Genomic DNA, 18,404 nt, shown 5'->3' on the forward strand with positions numbered 1-18,404 from the left:
AACGCAGCCATTCTCCTTACGGCCAGTGCCGGGCATCCAGAGCAACATAGCGAGTTGGCCGCGACCTGGACCGGAAAATCGGTGACTGAATGGCCGTAAAGGGGCGTTAAAAGATGACCGGAATTCCCCCACGCCTTCCCGCAGCGAAAAATAACATCGCTGTCTTTTCCAGATATCCGCATGCGATCAAGAACTTGTGACGCGACAGGATCTGCAAAATACATAATTTTTCGGGTCATTAACTTCGACTAAAGGCGCGCATGCCAGAGGGGTGTGGTTAAGGGATCCAGCCTCATGTTCGATATCTATTTCTGCATCCGAGACGATCACGATCTTCGCCTCGTCGCGGCTGCAGGGCTAATTTGCGCCATATCCGCGATAGCGATTGTCCTGTTTCTGCGGCGCGCCCGGGATACGAAAAATATCGATCATATACGCTGGGCAATCGCGTCGGGAGGCGTTGGCGGCTTCGGGGTATGGTCGACGCACTTCACCGCCATGATGGGATATGACCCGGGCGTAATACTCGGCTATGCGCTCGTTCCCACAATATTGTCGCTCCTGACGGTCGTGAACGCGCTCACCCTGGCACATATGATTGCCTTGCGATCCTCCGCCCTCAAGGCCCGCATTCTGGCGGGTCTAGTGGTTGGACTGGGTATCGCCTCGATGCATTATCTGGGCATCTACGCCATCAGGATCGATGCCGATTTCCGGTGGTCGCAACCGATGGTCATTGCGTCCATCCTGCTCATAACCGCTCCAGCACCGCTAGCCTTTCATTTCGCCCTCGACCGGCGTGGATACGCGACCGGGGCGCTAGCGGCCTTGTCCATAGTCACAGGCATATTGTCGCTCCATTTTGCCGGCATGGCTGCGCTATCCCTGCGTCCCAACCGTCTTGAGGAAACCGGAGGGCTTCTTCTTTCCACTCCGCAAATGGGCTTGGCCGTCGCCATTGTTGCATTGGGCGTCCTGACCGTCAGCATCATGGCGGCACTGTCGAGCGCACGACTGCATGCTGCCATCGGGGCTAGCGAGCGCGAGTTCAAGGTTCTTGTCCAAGGCATCAGCGATTGCGCAATCTATATGCTGGACCGGGACGGTCGCGTCGCTTCATGGAATGCCGGCGCACAGCGCCTGAAGGGCTATAGCAGCACCGAAGCCATGGGGTTGGAACTGTCCTCCTTCTACTCCGAAGAGGATCGATCGGTGGGCCTGCCGAGACGCGGCATAGAAACAGCGCGGCAAGATGGTAAATTCAATGCGGAAGGCTGGCGCTATCGCAAAGACGGCAGCCGATTTTGGGCTCATGTGACGATCGAGTCCGTCTTTGACGAAACAGGTCTCTTCCGTGGCTTCGCCAAGATCACGCGCGATATGACCCGAATGAGGGAAGATCAATTGCGGTTGGAGGAGACGCGGTCAAAACTCGACGTCGCCCTGTCCAACATGCATCAAGGCCTCTGCCTCTTCGACCAAAATGGGCACCTGACATTGGCAAATGACAGGGTGAGCACGCTGTTCGACGTCTCTCACGAGCAATGCCCGCCTGGAACCGCTTTCGAGGAACTTGTTCGGATTGCGGTAGCCAAGCGCACCGGAGGTGCGGTCGCCGCAGAGGCACTGGAAGAAACTCTGGCCCGACACCGGGCCTGTATCGAAAATCCGGATGGCGGCGTTCTGATTGCTGATTTTGCGGATGGCTCGACCTTTTCCATTGCCCATCATGCGCTGCCAGATGGTGGCTGGGTGTCCACCTTCGACGATATCACGGATCGTCGTCGGGCGGAGCAACGCATCGAACATATGGCACTGCATGACGAACTGACGGGTCTGCCGAACAGATCGAGCTATAATGATAGTCTCGATCTCGCGCTCAGCCAGGCAAGTCGAAATGGCGGAAAGGTCGCCGTGATCGGCATCGACCTTGATCGCTTCAAGGAAGTGAACGATGTGCATGGCCATTCAACGGGCGATGCAGTCCTGCAGGAACTGGCTCGACGCATGCTAGGCCAATTGGGTCGAGGCGAGGTCGTCGCCCGCTTCGGCGGCGATGAGTTTGCCGCGTTCAAATCGTTTGAAAATGACGATGCCCTGGACAATTTCATCTCCCGCCTGGAACGCTGCCTGGTCGAGAAGATCGAAATGGATGGCCTCTCCATCCATCCTGGCGCGAGCCTTGGCATCGCCATTTTCCCAACGGACGGCTCCCGCCGAGAGCCGTTGGTGAACAATGCCGATCTCGCCATGTATCGGGCAAAAGCGACTATTGGTCGTCAGGTCTGCTTCTACGAACAGGGCATGGACGAGGCCGCGCGCGCCCGCCGCACGCTCGCCAATGACCTGCGCGAGGCTGTCGCACGCGACGAGTTCAGTTTGGCATATCAGGTCCAGAAATTGGTCTCCACCGAGGCCGTGGTCGGATATGAGGCGCTGTTGCGCTGGCAGCATCCACGCGATGGCTGGATCTCTCCGGCGGAATTCATCCCGATTGCCGAGGAAAGCGGGGAAATTCTGGCCATTGGCGAATGGGTTCTGCGCCAGGCGTGCCGTGATGCCGCCAACTGGCCTGAACCCTGGCGTGTGGCGGTCAACCTGTCGCCGGTACAACTCATGCATGTCGATCTCATCCAGATTGTCACATCGGCACTTCTGGAGAGCGGGTTGCCGGCGCATCGATTGGAACTGGAGATAACCGAAACCGCCCTTGTCAGTGACAAGGCTCGTGCCCTGCATATTCTGCGTCAAATCAAGGCGATTGGCGTTTCCATCGCGATGGACGATTTCGGCACCGGCTATTCGTCGCTCGATACGCTCAACTCCTTCCCCTTCGACAAGATCAAGATCGACCGTTCCTTCCTGCTGGATTCGGAAACCAGCCATCAGGCTCGGGCGATCATTCGTGCGGTCCTTGCGCTGGGACATAGCCTTGAAGTGCCAGTTTTGGCCGAAGGACTGGAAACCGAGGATCAGCTTCGGCTCCTTCGCACCGAAGGATGCGATGAAGCGCAAGGCTATCTATGGGGAAGGCCTACCATGAGCCCTAGCCTGGAACCCGAGCGCGCGCCCCTAAAAATCGAGGCTGCCTGACACCATCCACGACGCGCTGTCACGCTTCACTAAAGAGCACAACCCGATTGCCGCGCTGTTTTCCCGCCAGGAACCGATAGGATCGGATCTTGTCCGACCTTTCACGCAACCAGTGCAATAGCCGAAGGTCGACTGATCGTAGGCGCAAACGAGCGTGGATCGGCAGAATCTGATCTTTCCGTGACAGGATTCCAGGGCAGGAACGATCGAGCGGCGGAAAATTCAAGATGAAATATACGCGCCACAATATTGCAATAACAACGGCCTAACCGCGCCCCGTCGGCCTTGGAGCCTTGGGGAGAACCACCACATGTCACGTTCATCGCGCATGCTTTGCGCGCCGCTTCCGCTCGCCATTTTTGCACTGATCCTGTCGTCGCCGGTCCAGGCGCAGAGCGTCGCACCGGCCGCCGATCAGGCTGTACCTGCCGATGGGCAGGACGATGGCGCAATCGTCGTCACCGGCACCTATGCCCGCAGCCTGGCGGCCGCGACCGAGACGAAGCGCAAGGCCGCCTATGGCGTCGATTCCATCGCGTCGACCGACATCGGCAAGTTCCCGACCCAGAATGTCGCCGAAGCGCTGCAGCTTATCACCGGTGTCGCGATCACCCGTCCGCGCGGCGAAGGCCTCTATGTCAGCGTCCGTGGCCTTGGCCCGCAATTCCAGAGCACGCTGGTGAACGGCCGCACCGTCGCGATCAACGACCTCATCGAAAATGGCGGTGCAGCCGGGCGCCAGTTCCGTTTCGAGATGCTGCCGGCCGAATTCGTGTCGCAGATCGACGTCGTCAAGACGCCGACCGCCGACATGACCGAGGGGGCGCTGGGCGGCAATATCGACGTCAAGACCTTCCACCCGCTGGACGTGGGCAACAAGACCACGGTCAATCTGCGCGGCACCTACACCAGCATGACCGACAAGGTGCGGCCGAACGCCACCGTGCTGACCAGCTTCAAGACCAGGGATGATCGGTTCGGCTTCCTGGTCGGCGCCCAATATTGGGCCAAGTCGGTGCGCAACGACCGTTTCTACAATACCGGCTGGAACCTGAACAAATTCGTGCAGCCTGCCAATCCGGTCGCGGGCGCCGAATATCTGCCGACCGGCTATTATACGCCGACCCGCACCCGTCCCACGATCGAAACCGAAGACCGCAAGCGTCTTTCGGGCCTGATCTCGGCCCAGTGGCGCCCTTCGGACGAACTGGAAACGACGCTGGACGTGTCGCTGACGCGGCTGGACGTCGAATATGACGAGTTCGGCCTCGACATCTATCCCGACGATCCGGGCACCTATCTGGTGCCGGGGTCGGTGACGCTGGACGGCAATACGGTCACCAAGGCGACGATCAACAATGTCCGCTTCATGGCCTCGCGCGAATATAGCCTCAACCGCCACGACCTGATCAATATCGGCCTGAAGCAGGTGTGGAATCCGGGCGACTGGCATGTTTCGGCCAATGCCAACTGGTCCTATGCCCATAGCTTCCACCCCAGCTATGCCGAAGGCACGGTGCGCAGCCGCATGCAGATCATCGCGCCGCTGACCTATGACGCGTCGGGCGGGTACAAGGTCGCGCCGACGCTCAGCACGCCGGTCGACGTCAGCAATCCGGCCAATTACATCTATTATCCGTTCAACATCGCCCCCAAGAACAGCAAGGACTGGGATAGCTATGCCCGCCTTGACGTGGGCCGCGATCTCAACGGATTCATCACCAAGATTCAGGCCGGTGGCGAATATCATTGGCGCAAGCGCGACTATTGGCGCCGCGACTTCACCGTGAACATCACCGGCAACCCGCCAATCTCGCAGGTCGTGCCGGGCGGCTATGAAGCGCTGCCCTTCGATGATGCCTTCTCGAACATTCCGGGCAATTTCCCGCGCAACTGGGCAACGCCCATCACCAGCGCCTTCTATGACACGCTGTTCACCGACGCGATCGCCAACGCGCCGCTGACGGCGGGCGACATGCGCGCTTCCTATGTCGTCACGGAAAAGATCCTCGGTGGCTATGTCCGCGCGGATTATGGTTTCGATCTGGGCAGCGTGGGCATCACCGGCAATGTCGGCCTGCGCTATGTCCACACCGACCAGGTGGCGAGCGGCACGCTGACGCTGGGCACCACGCCGACCCCGGCGAGCTTCCCCAAGACGTTCAACAACTGGCTGCCCAGCTTCAACCTGCGCGCCGAACTGACGCCCAGCCTGATCGGCCGCCTGGCGGCCAGCCGGGTGCTGACCCGTCCGAACATGACCCAGACTGCGCCGCAGATCAGCGTGTCGACCGATGCGCCGACCGCGAGCGGTGGCAACCCGGACCTCAAGCCGTTCCTGGCGACGCAGTTCGACGGTTCGCTGGAATGGTATTTCCGTCCCAATGCGTCGCTGACCGGCGCGCTCTTCTACAAGAAGATGGACGATTATATCACCGCGCAGAACGTCAACACCGAGATTCCGGGGCGTGGCACGGTGCTGCTGAGTACCCAGGTCAATGGCGGCACGGCCAAGGTCTATGGCATCGAGGCGGCCTATAATCAGGTGTTCGATTTCCTGCCGGCCCCGTTTGATGGCCTGGGGTTCCAGGCGTCATACACCCATACCGAAGTGGAATCGAACTATACCGCAGGTGCGCGGCCGATCGTCGATCAGTTGATCGGCCTGTCGAAGGACAGCTACAATCTTGTCGGCTTCTACGACAAGGGACCGATTTCGGCGCGCCTGTCCTATGTATGGCGCGGCGAATATCTGTCCGGCAATGGCAGCACGACCCAGACCGAATCCTATGTGGCGCCGTTCGGATCGCTCGACGGTAACCTGTCCATCCGAGTGCTGCCCAAGACGCTGGTCAGCCTGGAGGCGATCAACCTCGCCGGGGCCAGGGCCTATTCCTACAATGGCATCAAGGAGCGGTTCAACGAGATCCAATATTATGGCCGCACCTTCCTGTTCGGCATCCGGACCGAATTCTGATGCGCGGGATCGGACCAGCCATCGCTCTTGCCACCGCCGCGCTGCCCCTGGTCGGCGCGGCGGCCCCTCGGGCCATGAACGATATCCAGGTGGTGGGATCGCATAACAGCTTCAAGGCGCGCATACCCGCGGCGGTCATGGCCAGGATCAGGGCGATCGAGCCGCGGTTCGCCGATGGGCTGGACTATTATCATCTGCCACTCACCCGGCAGCTGGATGCCGGCGTTCGCCAGCTTGAACTCGACATCTTCGCCGACCCGCAGGGCGGCCGCTATGCCGATCCCAAGGGCGAGCAATGGGCGCGGGAGGCCGGCGAACAGACCGGGTTCGACCGCCAGGCGATGCTGAAGCCCGGTTTCAAGACGTTCCACATTCCCGATGTCGACTATCTCAGCACCTGCCCGGCGCTGATCCAATGCCTGGCCGAGGTCGATCGCTGGTCACGCGCGCACCCCGATCACCTGCCGATCATGATCACCATCAATGCGACCGACACGCCGTCGAAGCGACCGGGGATCAGCAATCCGATCGGACTGGACGACAAGGGGCTGCTGGATGCGCTCGATGCCGAAATCCGATCCGTCCTGCCGGGCAAGCGGCTCATCACGCCCGATGAGGTGCGCGGCAAGGCCAGGACGCTGCGCGATGCCGTGCGCACCCATGGATGGCCCAGCCTGGATGCCGCGCGTGGTCGCATCTACATCATGCTCGACGTGCGCGATGCGGTCTCCAACGTCTATCGCGATGGCCATGCTTCGCTGGCGGGGCGGGCGATGTTCGGCTGGTATCCCGACGATCAGCCCGAATCCGCGATCCAGATCGTGCAGGATCCGCTGGTCGATGGTGCCAAGATCAGCGCATGGGTGAAGCAGGGAGTCATCGTGCGCACGCGGACCGATGCCAATGCGGTGGAGGCACGCGCCGGCGATTATCGCAAGGCACGGGCGGCCATGGACAGCGGCGCCCAGGCGGTCAGCACGGACTATTATCCCGGCGCGCCCGATCCGTTGCGCGGAGGCTTTTCGGTGACGCTGCCGGACGGCGCAATGGCGCGGTGCAATCCGGTGCGCTGTTGATTTCCGCTGAGAAGTGACCCGGGTAGGGCGTAAATTTCCACTGAGAATTGACCCATGTTGAACTCGTCCCTGGCTTTGACAAGCGAGGGTATATGGAGTGTTGGACATGGCGTTATTGAGCGTTATCCGGCGCTGGCATTTTCGCGATCATCTACCGATCCGGGAGATAGCGCGGCGCACCGGACTATCACGCAACACGATCCGCAAATATTTGCGGTCCGAGACGATCGATCCGCGGTTCAAGGTGCCGGATCGACCAAGCAAACTGGACCCATTTGCTGAGCATCTGGCGGCCTGGCTGCGGCGCGAGATGGGCCGATCGCGCAAGCAGAAGCGCACGATCAAGCAGTTTCACGCCGATCTGGTGAGCCTGGGTTATGAAGGATCCTACAATCGGGTTGCCGCTTTTGCTCGCGACTGGCGCGAAGATTATCGGCGCCAGCAACAGATTGGCGGGCGTGGGACATTCGTGCCCCTGTCGTTCGCGCCGGGGAAGCTTTCCAGTTTGATTGGAGTGAGGACTGGGCAATCATTGCCGGGGTTCGGACCAAGCTGCAGGTTGCGCATTTCAAGCTCAGTTACAGCCGGGCATTCATCGTGCGCGCCTACCTTCTGCAAACCCATGAGATGCTGTTCGACGCCCATAATCACGCCTTCCGCGTGCTGGGCGGCGTGCCGCGCCGGGGTATCTATGACAATATGCGCACGGCCGTCGACAAGGTCGGGCGTGGCAAGGAACGCACCGTCAACGCACGCTTCCTGACGATGGTCAGCCACTATCTGTTCGAAGCTGAGTTCTGTAACCCGGCTGCGGGATGGGAAAAGGGGCAGGTCGAGAAGAATGTCCAGGATGCGCGGCACCGTCTGTGGCAACCCACGCCGCAGGCTGAGAGCCTTGATGCGCTGAACCTGTGGCTGGAGGAGCGCTGCAAGGCGTTATGGGAGGACATCCCTCACGGGATCGAACCCGGATCGGTTGCCAATGCCCGGGCCGATGAATCTGAGTGTCTGATGGTTGCGGGCAGGCCCTTCGATGGTTTTGTGGAATATCGCAAACGGGTATCGCCGACCTGCCTCATCCACTTTGAGCGCAATCGCTACAGCGTACCGGCCTCTTTCGCCAATCGCACTGTCAGCCTGCGCGTCTATCCTGATCGCTTTCAGGTCGTCGCCGAGGGGCAGCCAATCTGCGCACATCAGCGCATCATCAACCGCTCTCACGACGGTCCAGGTCATACGGTTTATGACTGGCGCCATTATCTGGCGGTCGTGCAGCGCAAACCCGTCGCCCTGCGCAACGGAGCGCCCTTCCTTGAGCTACCCGATGCGTTCCAGCGTCTGCAGCGACATCTGTTGCGCAATCCCGGCGGCGACAGGGAAATGGTCGAAATACTGGCGCTGGTTCTTCATCATGATGAGCAACTGGTGCTGACGGCGGTCACCATGGCGCTGGAGGCTGGCGTTCCGACCAAGACCCATATCCTCAATCTGCTCTATAGGCTGGTCGACGGAAAACCGATCTCCACGCCGCCGGTGACGGCGCCCCAGGCGCTCAAGCTGGTCAGCGAGCCGATGGCCAATGTCGAACGCTATGATGATCTGCGCAAGGAGAAGCGTCATGCGTCATGACCCTGCCAGCGGCGCCATCGTCGTCATGCTCCGCAGCCTCAAGATGCATGGCATGGCACAGGCCGTCACCGATCTTATGGAACAGGGATCTCCAGCGTTCGAAGCCGCCATCCCGATCCTCTCCCAGTTGCTCAAAGCCGAGACAGCAGAACGGGAGGTTCGATCTGTGGCCTATCAGCTCAAGATCGCGCGCTTCCCTGTCTATCGCGATCTGGCCGGCTTCGACTTTACCAGTAGCGAGGTCAATGAAGCTCTGGTGCGTCAGTTGCATCGCTGCGACTTCATCGACATCGCCGACAATATCGTGCTGGTCGACGGTCCTGGCACCGGCAAGAGCCATGTGGCAACGGCGCTGGGCATCCAGGCCATCGAACATCATCGAAAGCGCGTCCGCTTCTTCTCGACGGTCGAACTGGTCAATGCGCTCGAGCAGGAAAAAGCACAGGGCAAGGCCGGTCAGATCGCCAATCGCCTCCTGCACTCCGATCTCGTTATCCTGGATGAGCTTGGATATCTGCCGTTCAGTGCTTCAGGTGGCGCGCTGCTCTTCCATCTGCTGAGCAAACTCTACGAGCGCACCAGCGTCATCATCACCACAAACCTGAGCTTCAGCGAATGGGCCACCGTGTTCGGCGACGCCAAAATGACCACGGCGCTTCTCGATCGGCTTACCCATCACTGCCATATCCTGGAGACCGGCAACGATAGCTTCCGCTTCAAAAACAGCTCTGCCAAGCAGGCCAGAACCCAAAGGAGAAAACCACGAGTTGACCCACCCATGACACCCGAAACATAATCCGCAGACGGGTCACTTCTCGATGGAAAACCCGGGTCACTTCTCAGCGGAAATCAACACTGGAAGCGCCAAGCGGCCCAAAGGAGGAGCTTATCCAAGCCGACGCCCGCTCGCTGCGTACAGATGACGTTCGTCCATGGCGCGGCGAACGGCCGCTTTGAGGATCGGGTTGGCAATCTCGGATCGCCCGACTAGGCCTCGTTGCTGCTTCCGGGTAGAAGGCTTTTGTAGTTCCGCGAATGACTGATTGCCACGGTCGGATCCTCTGAAGCTGACAGTCGCATGTCGAAGGGTTTCGGGCGCCGGCAGGCGTACGTAAACCCTGACATGTACGACCCGCGGATCGTCGAGAGAGGCGCTATGGGGATATCAGCTTCGGGACGACCAAGCGCCGGATACGCTGTGGTAAGTGTTGCAGATATTTGGTCGCCACCTGCGCAACATAATGGCGACTGGACGTGTCTGCGGCGCGTTGTTGAGCGGGAGACGGTCGTCGTTGTCCAGTGAACATGGCGATCGGCGCGACAGGGCCGAGCCCGCGAAGCCAGGTCTTGCAGGAGGGATTACGCTTGAGCCATGCCGGGTCATGACGCGTGTTCCCGGATCAGCAGGGCCGGCACAGGCGGCGCGCGCGGTTGCCGCCAGCGCTCGAAGGTCTCGATAATGATCATATGGCCGCCGCAGCATGGGCATGGCGGGCGCAGGTCCACCGGCTCTTGGGCGCTGGGTTCTTCAGGCTCGGGTGCGACGTGAAGCAGATCACGAGCAAGGGCCAGGCTGGCCTTGCGACTGGAGCCGGCGAGCAGGCCATAATGCCGGATCCGATGGAAGCCGCGCGGCAGGACATGGGTCAGGAACCGCCGGATAAACTCGTCAGCGGGGATAGTCATGATGCGCTCGCGATCAGCCCCATCCTTGCGGTAATCCTTGTAGCGCAGGGTGACGTCGGACCCATTGAAGGCAAGGATCCGCCTGTTCGATATCGCGACCCGATGCGTATAGCGCGACAGATAGGCCAGCACCGCTTCCGGTCCTGCGAACGGCGGTTTGGCATAGACCACCCACCGCTTCTTACGGACGGGAGCGATGTGACGCAGGAACGCCCGGCGTTCGCTCAGCGACGCGAGCGGTCCGAAGAAGGCGAGCTTCCCGGTATCGTAGAGCTGGGTCAGCCGGGTCAGAAACAGCCGGCGGAACAGCTTGCCCAGAACCCGGACCGGCAGGAGGAAGGCGGGACGCGAGGATATCCATCGTTCCCCGCCTGGCGCGATGCCCCCACCCGGCACGACCATGTGCACATGTGGGTGATGCGTCATCGACGCCCCCCATGTGTGCAGCACAGCAATGATGCCGATGCGCGCGCCGAGATGCCTGGGATCGGCCGCGATCGTCAGCATGGTCTCGGAAGCGGCACGGAACAGCAGGTCGTAGAGCAGTGCCTTATTGTGGAAGGCGATCGCCGCGATCTGCGCCGGCAGCGTGAAGACGACGTGGAAGTAGCCGACCGGCAACAGATCGGCCTCGCGTTCCGCCAGCCAGGTGCGCGCGGCCGCGCCCTGGCACTTGGGGCAGTGCCGGTTGCGGCAGCTGTTATAGGCGATCCGCCAATGTCCGCAGTCTTCGCAGGCCTCGACATGACCGCCCAGGGCAGCGGTGCGGCAGTTCTCGATCGCCGACATCACCTTGAGCTGTGTCAGGCTCAGATGTCCGGCATGGGCCGTCCGATAGGCTGGCCCGGCGGCGCGGAAGATGTCGGCGACCTCATGGTCAGCGCGCACGGCTCAGCCGTCTGGCGACACCTGTGGCTGGGGCGCCGGGAGCAAGGCCAGCTTGTCGAGCGGACTGATGACCGCCCGCGCAGTTCGGGTTGCAACCTTGGTGTAGAAGGCCGTGGTCTCCAGCTTCTCGTGTCCCAGCAATGCCTGGATCACCCGGATGTTCACGCCATCCTCCAACAGGTGGGTAGCAAAGCTGTGTCGCAGGGTGTGTGGACCGACCTTCTTCGCGATCCCGGCAGCCTGTGCCGCCTCCGCGACAATCCGGTAGAGATGGCGCGTGCTGATCGGCTTGAGATAATGCTGTCCGGGGAACAGCCAGCCATCGGCATGCATGACGCCCTGCTGCCGCCCGACCTTCCACCACTCGCGCAACAGGATCAGCAGGTCAGCCGGCAGGATCGCGTTGCGATATCGTCCGCCTTTGCCGCGTTCGACGCGGAGCAGCATACGCTCGCTGTCGATATCGCGCACCTTGAGCATCGCCACCTCGGCCACGCGCAGGCCCGCGCCATAGGCCACCGATAATGCCGCCTGATGCTTGAGCGAGGTGGTCGCGCCGAGCAGGCGTGCAACCTCATCGGGACTAAGGACCGTGGGCAACGATCGAGGGTGTTTAACGAAGTAAAGCCTGCGGGCGAGATCGGGCCGATCGAGTGTGCGTGTGAATAGGAAGCGCAGCGCTGATACAATGCTGTTCATCGTCGGCAGACCGACGCCTGCGTCCTGCTGATCAATCTGGAACTGACGCAGATCCTCCGGTGTTGCTGTGTCGGGAGGACGTCCGAGATAATAGGCAAAGCGCTCGACGTGGCGAACATAGTCGATCTGGGTCTTACGCGCGAACCGGCGCATGTTCATCTCGTCGATCATGCGCTGACGCAACGAACTGACTGGAAGGTCGGAAATAATCTCGATCATCGTTCGACTCCTTGGTTGAAAGGAGTTGCGATGGTCTGCCTACCCTTAGCGGGGCTCAATCATGGTGCGGCATCAGATCGATGGCCGACGTGGGGCCAGACGTCACTCCCGCGCAGCGGGTTCGTACATGTCCCAAGCCTAGCCATCCGAGGCTGTGAAGTCGCACCTCCACTCAAGATCTCACTGACGGCTGACTGCAGTCAGTTCGACATCGCAATTTAGTCGAACTCTGGGGGGCTAGAAAGTGCTTACACCCCTATGCCCTCAAATACCCCCAATTATTGCCTTTGAGTATGCCCGAAATCGATATCGGGCCAGAATAAGTATCTGAAAAAAGTGGATTTTATATCCATCCACAGAGCGGAAACGTGGGGAGGAAATTTGAATAAAGTGTTGTTTTTATTGGATAATTTAGGAATGGTGGGCCCGGCAGGAGAGGATCGCCAATCTCAGAACCCATTGAAATATAGGGCTTTATTAAGCCGCCTGTAGCAGCGGTGATAGCCGAATGTGACACTGATGGCAACCGCCGTCGCTCTACCCGTTCGCAGGGGTTATCCCCAATACGACCTTGGATACAGCAGCACATTGCGGGCAAGTAACATCGTCTCGACGCCGCACATCGCTATGCCATATTTGCAGACGATGCCCACATTCCGGGTTTAGACATTTCGCATAGGTCAGTTGAGGCTCAATGACGACAGTACGCTTACCATCTTTATGAACATCGTATGTCGAGCCACATTCAAAACATTCGACCACATTACCGTATTCGCTATCGTCAGGCTTCATTACAAATGCGTTCATCCTGCGTTTGATCGTTGAACCACATCCCTCGCGCATACATTCAAAATCATATGGGATAGATAGGGAGAACGACCAATTTTCTATTTTCAAGACACTATCAATCTCGCTAAATATGGCCTTGCACTTAGCTAACACCTTGTCCCGGTTTACACCCTTCACCTTACTCGCTTGCCCAAGCGTAGGAGTATGAAGAAAATTACCCAGCGCACTGTAATTTTCTTTGATAGACTTCATGCTTAAAGCGCGATCTTCGCCTATCATCATCCATACTTTTTCATCATCCTGACCATCCACTTGCACCATCAAGCGTCTGGTGCAGGCTATACCCGGATCAATTGATGCAACTGCTTCAAGAACCTTGTATGCTTGCCACTCTTTAAGGCGGCGCGGAGGTATATCGTCAATGTAGTCCTGTAATCTGGTATAGGCTATTGCTTCAATTGACATGCGCAATTCCAAAGCCAGATAAGGAATATGCACTGGGGACGATGATAGCAATTTTTCAGCGCGTGCAGCGTGATCTCTAGCAATCTCTCTATAGTCAATTTTAATCACAAGCCGCTGCCCCGTCGCCAAATTACATCGCAGAAATATCTTCGGCATTTATCGAACTGATTGGCTTATCCTTGATGTAAGCCCAACCTTCACCGCCCCTCTCGTCAGCGCGGCAACCCATTTCGATTAGAAGAATGGCCGTATTCTCTTTTGTTGAGCCAATGACGTGCGACATCGTACTCAACTTGCGCCACTCGAAACGGCTATCATTTAGCATGTCGCGCAATAGCTTCTTGCGTCCATCTTTTAGCCGCTGCTCTGGCCAACCTTTAACCCAATGAACAACTAGCTGCCCAGCAACAGCGATCATGCCGCCTGCTAACCCAGCCCAAATCCCTTGCCCTAAATCCGCCATGCTCATCCCCCGTCCCACGCAGCGCATCCTAATGCCTCAGACCAAAATTTTGCTAGAGATTTACGAGAGGGCAACTCAGACAAGCGCGTGACCGATTTCCCCCATGGCGGGCACGGCTCCGGCCAGCGCGGCGGGACGGCCTGCCTTGCCCGGATCGAACGGGATGCAGCCCAGCCAATGCCCAGCCGCCATATCGTATCGCAATCGACCGTTTATGATACATGCCAATAGGCCGTATCACTAATTAGCTTGACGGCTGTTACGATACAGGTATATTACTGATGCGCCTATTCGATACAGACAGAGGGCATCATGGCTAGGACGTTTGCATATTGCCGCGTCAGTACGGCAGACCAGACCACAGACAATCAGGTACGGGAGATTGAGGCCGCAGGCTTCACGGTCGAGCCTAAGCGCATAGTGACGGAAACTGTATCCGGCTCACTGCCTGCTATGGAGCGCAAAGGCTTTGCCAAGCTACTGGACCGGCTGGAAGCTGGGGACATTCTCATAGTGACCAAGCTGGACCGGCTAGGCCGCAATGCCATGGACGTTCGGGCAACGGTCGAGAAGCTGGCCGCTGAGGGCATCAGGGTTCATTGCCTTGCCTTGGGTGGAACGGACCTGACCAGCCCAGCCGGGAAGATGACCATGGGCGTTATCGCTGCCGTCGCCGAGTTTGAACGGGACTTGCTGATAGAGCGGACGCAGGCCGGATTGAGCCGTGCCAAGGCTGAGGGCAAGGCACTGGGCAGACCCATGACGCTATCCGCTGCTCAACAGGCTGAGATTGCCGACAAGCGCAAGGGAGGCATCAGCATCCGGGCCTTGGCCAAGGAATATGGAACCAGCATTGCGTCGATCCAACGGGCTGAAACACGGGCAGGCATCCCGGCATAATCTGGCACTCGACGGCATGGGGAGGGGAGGGGAAGCGATGCGCGCCCTTCCCTGCGATGCTGTACAGGGCCACAGGCGGACCCTACAGCGCCGATACGGCATTGACCGGCACTCACCATGCCCATACATGAAATGACGCTGCAATGTCCCTAGAAACGCCTGAATAAGCGTCGGCATAAATCGGGCCTTATGTCTAAGGCTGGCATCGGATAGCCCCCACTTCTTTAGCTGAGGTAGGGGGTTCCAATTCATGACCTTCACGCAACAGGAATATTGCTGACGGCTTACATAAGCCCCGGTCCATGCTATCTGCAACCTTTAGTCCCGCGATTGTCCCTGTTCTTAGCGTTAAGCCCATGATGGCCAGAGCGATACATCCCCCTAGAGCAATACAGCATCGGGAAAGCCTAAGCTACCGTGCTAGCTGAGCAATACAGCCCCCCCCCCCTAGTACAATGGAAAAATCCGATAGCATCAACAGGTGTATTGCCTGAACGATACAGTCCCATAGGGCAATACGATCCATCAGCCCAGCCAGCCTATCCCGATCCACCGGGAGGGCATCAGATGCGTGAAGCGGATGCGGACCATTCCAAAATCTATCTCTGGGGTAGGAAGGGAATGGAACGGAAATGATCCAGTATGATGGATGCAGTAATACCAGCAGTCGGCAGAGCCTCCGCTGACTAGACCTGATGATGCAGCGGGAATGATGATCCTGCCAGACCTTGATAGACCGGGATTGGAATAGGTTAGATAGCCTATGAAGGTAACGGGATATACAGGTATAGATATAATGATCGAACCAGATCATGAACGGGTATGATGACAGTATAGCATACCTGTAGAAAATCAGATCATGGACCATGGAGCGACAGCGACAATGGTTATGACTGTATGGCCACAAGCCTTGACCACGCTGGGCATACCAGCAGTCGGCATAGCCTCCGCTGAATAAATAGACACATCCTTCCGATTGATCCCGTTGCCCCCTGTTCGCTTTACGGCGTCAGTGAACAGGAACCAATCCATCATGCCTGTAGGGTCATGGGCATGACATGATCCACTGTGCGCGGGATCAATCCGAGGGATGCAGCCAATAGCCATCTCCGTTCCAGAATAATGCCTACGGGCGAACGCTATCTATCTAAATAATTTGGACAAATAATTCCCGATAGAAAGGACAATCCATGTCTCAGATGACCGTTGATATTAGCCGTGTCGATAATGACCGCATTGCCGCTTACCTTGCATCGACTGACCGCCGCGTGATGATTGGCTTCCGCTTCACGTTGGAAGTCCTTGGCATCCCGCTCCCTGAATTTGCTGAACGCAAGCCCGCTGGCCGTCCTACCCCTGCCAAGCTGATGGCACAGGCCGATGCCGATAGCGGGACCATCCACACCTACCGGGCTGAGAAAAGAGGCACCGGCCCATTCGCTCCCCGCGCCTAATCGAAAAAGGAACCATCATGACCCACCCCATTCCATCCACTGATATTCACAGCGAGATTGCCGCTCTCCGCTCCGATCTTGCCAAGGTTGAAGCTGCCATTCCCGTCATGGGAAAAGCCGCGTCTGCCAAGGCCAAGGAGATTGCCGCCGCCATTGATGATGCACAGCAACGCTATGCCGCTGCACTGGCTGATGAAGTCACCGCAGCCCGCAATACCCGGCTGGCGTCCTTCACTGACATCAGCGTCACCTACCCGGATGACCCGGCAACCTGCTCCGCATGAATTTCACCATCAGCTATACCAAGCGGGCCTATGATCCCGTGACCAAGACGACCGTGCCAAAGGTCACAAAGGTCGATGGCTTCCGTCGCCTGCCCGATGACGCGATGGAGTATCTGCTAACCCGGCCCGAAGCCATCCCAGATCGGATCATGGCCCTTGCTCCCGGTGATCCGGTTGCCGCCCTGTCTCGCTATTTCATTGCGGTGAAGCGGGGATATGTGAGGGCGGAAGCGGCCTGATGTACCGCGCCCATGACCGGCATGGCCCGATTATTGACGGCCATGTCTATGACTTGAAGAACCCCCGCAGGACAGGCGCACCCCAGCCCCAACATAATCCGTTCCACCCAGCCGGGAGCCTCAGCCAGCCTACCACCATGACGGACTTGCGCCGTAGGGCTGGCGTCTATTTCGGCATGGCCAAGGTGCATCTGGAATGGTCCGCCATATCGACATGGATGTTGAAGGGTCAAGCAACCGCAGCCATTGAAGCAGCGGGCATCCCTTACCCGGTCGCCAGTGCTACCGTTCGGTTGATCCAGCCCGCTAGAGAGTTTGAGGCAGGATGGCCGCGCCTTAGCGGCAAGGTTGAAACCCCAGCACTCTACGGCTTGTCCCCCGACTGCCAACTTGAGGCTAGGCGCGTTGCCCGTGAGGTAGCCGCAGTATGGACAGCCCAAGGCCGTCCGCATCAATCAGGCCAGAGCATTGAACAGGTATTGAGCCTGATAGCTGCCGCCGTCCGTAATGGCCTGCTTGAGCCGATCCCCGGCATAAGTGCCGACCCTCTGCAACCCGCCCAATTCAAACGCCCAAGCTGTGCCGATTTCCTCGACAGGCTGGGCGACCGTATGAAAGGATAATCATGACCCTAGATGCCCGCGCCCGGACCAAGGTATCCGCTGCGCTATCCCTCATTGCCCTGCACGGCCATAACCCCCGCACCGTGCAGGAAGTCGCCAATCAGCGTATCGCCGCTGGCCAGCCTGCCAATCTGGCATATACCTTTGCCCTTAACGCCTTCGCCGACAAGGTTCCGGCCATCCGTCCTATGATGGAGATTGCCCTAGACCTGATCCAGAACAGCGATGATGCGACCATTGCGACCTATGACAAGGCGCTGGCCGCGTTCAATGAGACAGGCGACACGGCCCATCTTGATGCCATCACCCCCATGATACTGGAGGATGCCAAGGCTCTGGCCGTCCAGAATGACGAAGTCAGCGCGGAAGATGCTGCCGGTTGGGACATAGAGGATGCCTTGGGCTTTAGCGAAGATGCCTTTGCCGAAATGCCAGACGTTCCCGATGCAGCCAGCCCGGTCCCGCCATCGGAATATCAGGCCGACCTTGAAGGTCCGCAGCAGTCGGGCCGGGATGCACTGGGGAATAGCAGCCAGCTAAAGCCCGACACGGCGCAGCAGGCACCCAACTATGCTCCCGGCTGGAACGCTATGGGATATTCCCCAGCCCGCGCCAGAGAGGCCCAGCGGACGCCCTCAGACCCAGACCGAATATCGGGCAAGGGCATGGGCTGACACGGCGGCAGGCAGCGGCGGCTACATCAAGACGGCCAGCGGCTATCAGCGCGCGCCAAGCGGCGAGAAGGCCCGACAGGCGGCAGGCGTCCCGCTGGGGCCGGAAGCGTAATGTCGGCCTCGACCCGGCAGGCTGCTATCGCGGCCAAGTGCCGGGACTGCTCATTTGACCCGATGGCTAAAGGATCATGGAAAGAACAGATCGCGGATTGCGCCTGTTCAAACTGCCCGCTCCACCCGTTCCGG

The 18,404-nt window shown here is 59.0% G+C and carries 14 protein-coding genes and 1 pseudogene; 11 read left to right on the forward strand and 4 right to left on the reverse strand.

Going from position 1 to position 18,404, the window contains the following annotated elements; translation table 11 throughout:
* Positions 1-294: 294 nt before the first annotated feature.
* From ACI6S0_RS10490 to istB, 5 genes and pseudogenes are all read left to right on the forward strand, one after another.
* Positions 295-3,093, forward strand: a complete 2,799-nt coding sequence (locus ACI6S0_RS10490; protein ID WP_434405762.1) for a bifunctional diguanylate cyclase/phosphodiesterase — start codon at positions 295-297, stop codon at positions 3,091-3,093.
* 310 nt (positions 3,094-3,403) lie between these two features.
* Positions 3,404-6,070 carry a TonB-dependent receptor gene (locus ACI6S0_RS10495; protein ID WP_434405763.1) on the forward strand — a complete coding sequence of 889 codons (2,667 nt, stop codon included), beginning with the start codon at positions 3,404-3,406 and terminating at the stop codon, positions 6,068-6,070.
* Positions 6,070-7,146 (forward strand): Ca2+-dependent phosphoinositide-specific phospholipase C, encoded by a 1,077-nt coding sequence (locus tag ACI6S0_RS10500; RefSeq protein WP_434405764.1) that lies wholly within the window; start codon positions 6,070-6,072, stop codon positions 7,144-7,146. The genes ACI6S0_RS10495 and ACI6S0_RS10500 overlap by 1 nt, the downstream gene beginning before the upstream one ends.
* Before the next feature lie 106 nt (positions 7,147-7,252).
* Positions 7,253-8,775: pseudogene (gene istA / locus ACI6S0_RS10505) on the forward strand (IS21 family transposase).
* On the forward strand, positions 8,765-9,571 hold the full coding sequence (gene istB, locus ACI6S0_RS10510) for an IS21-like element helper ATPase IstB (RefSeq protein ID WP_434403989.1): 807 nt from the start codon (positions 8,765-8,767) through the stop codon (positions 9,569-9,571). Before istA ends, istB begins: the two are co-directional and overlap by 11 nt.
* Before the next feature lie 584 nt (positions 9,572-10,155).
* Here istB and ACI6S0_RS10515 read toward each other — a convergent pair.
* From ACI6S0_RS10515 to ACI6S0_RS10530, 4 genes are all read right to left on the reverse strand, one after another.
* Positions 10,156-11,349, reverse strand: a complete 1,194-nt coding sequence (locus ACI6S0_RS10515) for an IS91 family transposase (RefSeq protein WP_434403406.1) — start codon at positions 11,347-11,349, stop codon at positions 10,156-10,158.
* 3 nt (positions 11,350-11,352) lie between these two features.
* Positions 11,353-12,267 (reverse strand): tyrosine-type recombinase/integrase, encoded by a 915-nt coding sequence (locus tag ACI6S0_RS10520; protein ID WP_037513378.1) that lies wholly within the window; start codon positions 12,265-12,267, stop codon positions 11,353-11,355.
* Between the two features lie 537 nt (positions 12,268-12,804).
* Complete coding sequence (locus ACI6S0_RS10525) at positions 12,805-13,629, reverse strand: hypothetical protein (protein WP_434405765.1); 825 nt, start codon at positions 13,627-13,629, stop codon at positions 12,805-12,807.
* Between the two features lie 22 nt (positions 13,630-13,651).
* Positions 13,652-13,990 (reverse strand): hypothetical protein, encoded by a 339-nt coding sequence (locus ACI6S0_RS10530; RefSeq protein WP_434405766.1) that lies wholly within the window; start codon positions 13,988-13,990, stop codon positions 13,652-13,654.
* A gap of 306 nt (positions 13,991-14,296) precedes the next feature.
* On the opposite strand from ACI6S0_RS10530, the gene ACI6S0_RS10535 reads away from it, so the two are divergent.
* The 6 genes from ACI6S0_RS10535 to ACI6S0_RS10560 all read left to right on the forward strand — a co-directional run bounded on the left by ACI6S0_RS10535 (position 14,297) and on the right by ACI6S0_RS10560 (position 18,158).
* Positions 14,297-14,884, forward strand: a complete 588-nt coding sequence (locus tag ACI6S0_RS10535; protein WP_434405767.1) for a recombinase family protein — start codon at positions 14,297-14,299, stop codon at positions 14,882-14,884.
* 1,190 nt (positions 14,885-16,074) lie between these two features.
* A complete protein-coding gene (locus ACI6S0_RS10540; RefSeq protein WP_434405768.1) occupies positions 16,075-16,338 on the forward strand; it encodes a hypothetical protein in 264 nt (87 codons plus the stop codon).
* A gap of 17 nt (positions 16,339-16,355) precedes the next feature.
* Entirely contained in the window at positions 16,356-16,622 is a 267-nt protein-coding gene (locus tag ACI6S0_RS10545) for a hypothetical protein (RefSeq protein WP_434405769.1), read from the forward strand.
* A complete protein-coding gene (locus ACI6S0_RS10550; RefSeq protein WP_434405770.1) occupies positions 16,619-16,861 on the forward strand; it encodes a hypothetical protein in 243 nt (80 codons plus the stop codon). Before ACI6S0_RS10545 ends, ACI6S0_RS10550 begins: the two co-directional genes overlap by 4 nt.
* Positions 16,861-17,484: a hypothetical protein gene (locus tag ACI6S0_RS10555; protein WP_434405771.1), complete on the forward strand. Its 624-nt coding sequence runs from the start codon at positions 16,861-16,863 to the stop codon at positions 17,482-17,484. Before ACI6S0_RS10550 ends, ACI6S0_RS10555 begins: the two co-directional genes overlap by 1 nt.
* Positions 17,485-17,486: 2 nt before the next feature.
* Positions 17,487-18,158 (forward strand): hypothetical protein, encoded by a 672-nt coding sequence (locus ACI6S0_RS10560; protein ID WP_434405772.1) that lies wholly within the window; start codon positions 17,487-17,489, stop codon positions 18,156-18,158.
* The last annotated feature ends 246 nt before the right edge of the window (positions 18,159-18,404 follow it).

It is taken from the genome of Sphingobium sp. DN12, from assembly GCF_051058005.1.
GTDB lineage: Bacteria > Pseudomonadota > Alphaproteobacteria > Sphingomonadales > Sphingomonadaceae > Sphingobium > Sphingobium yanoikuyae.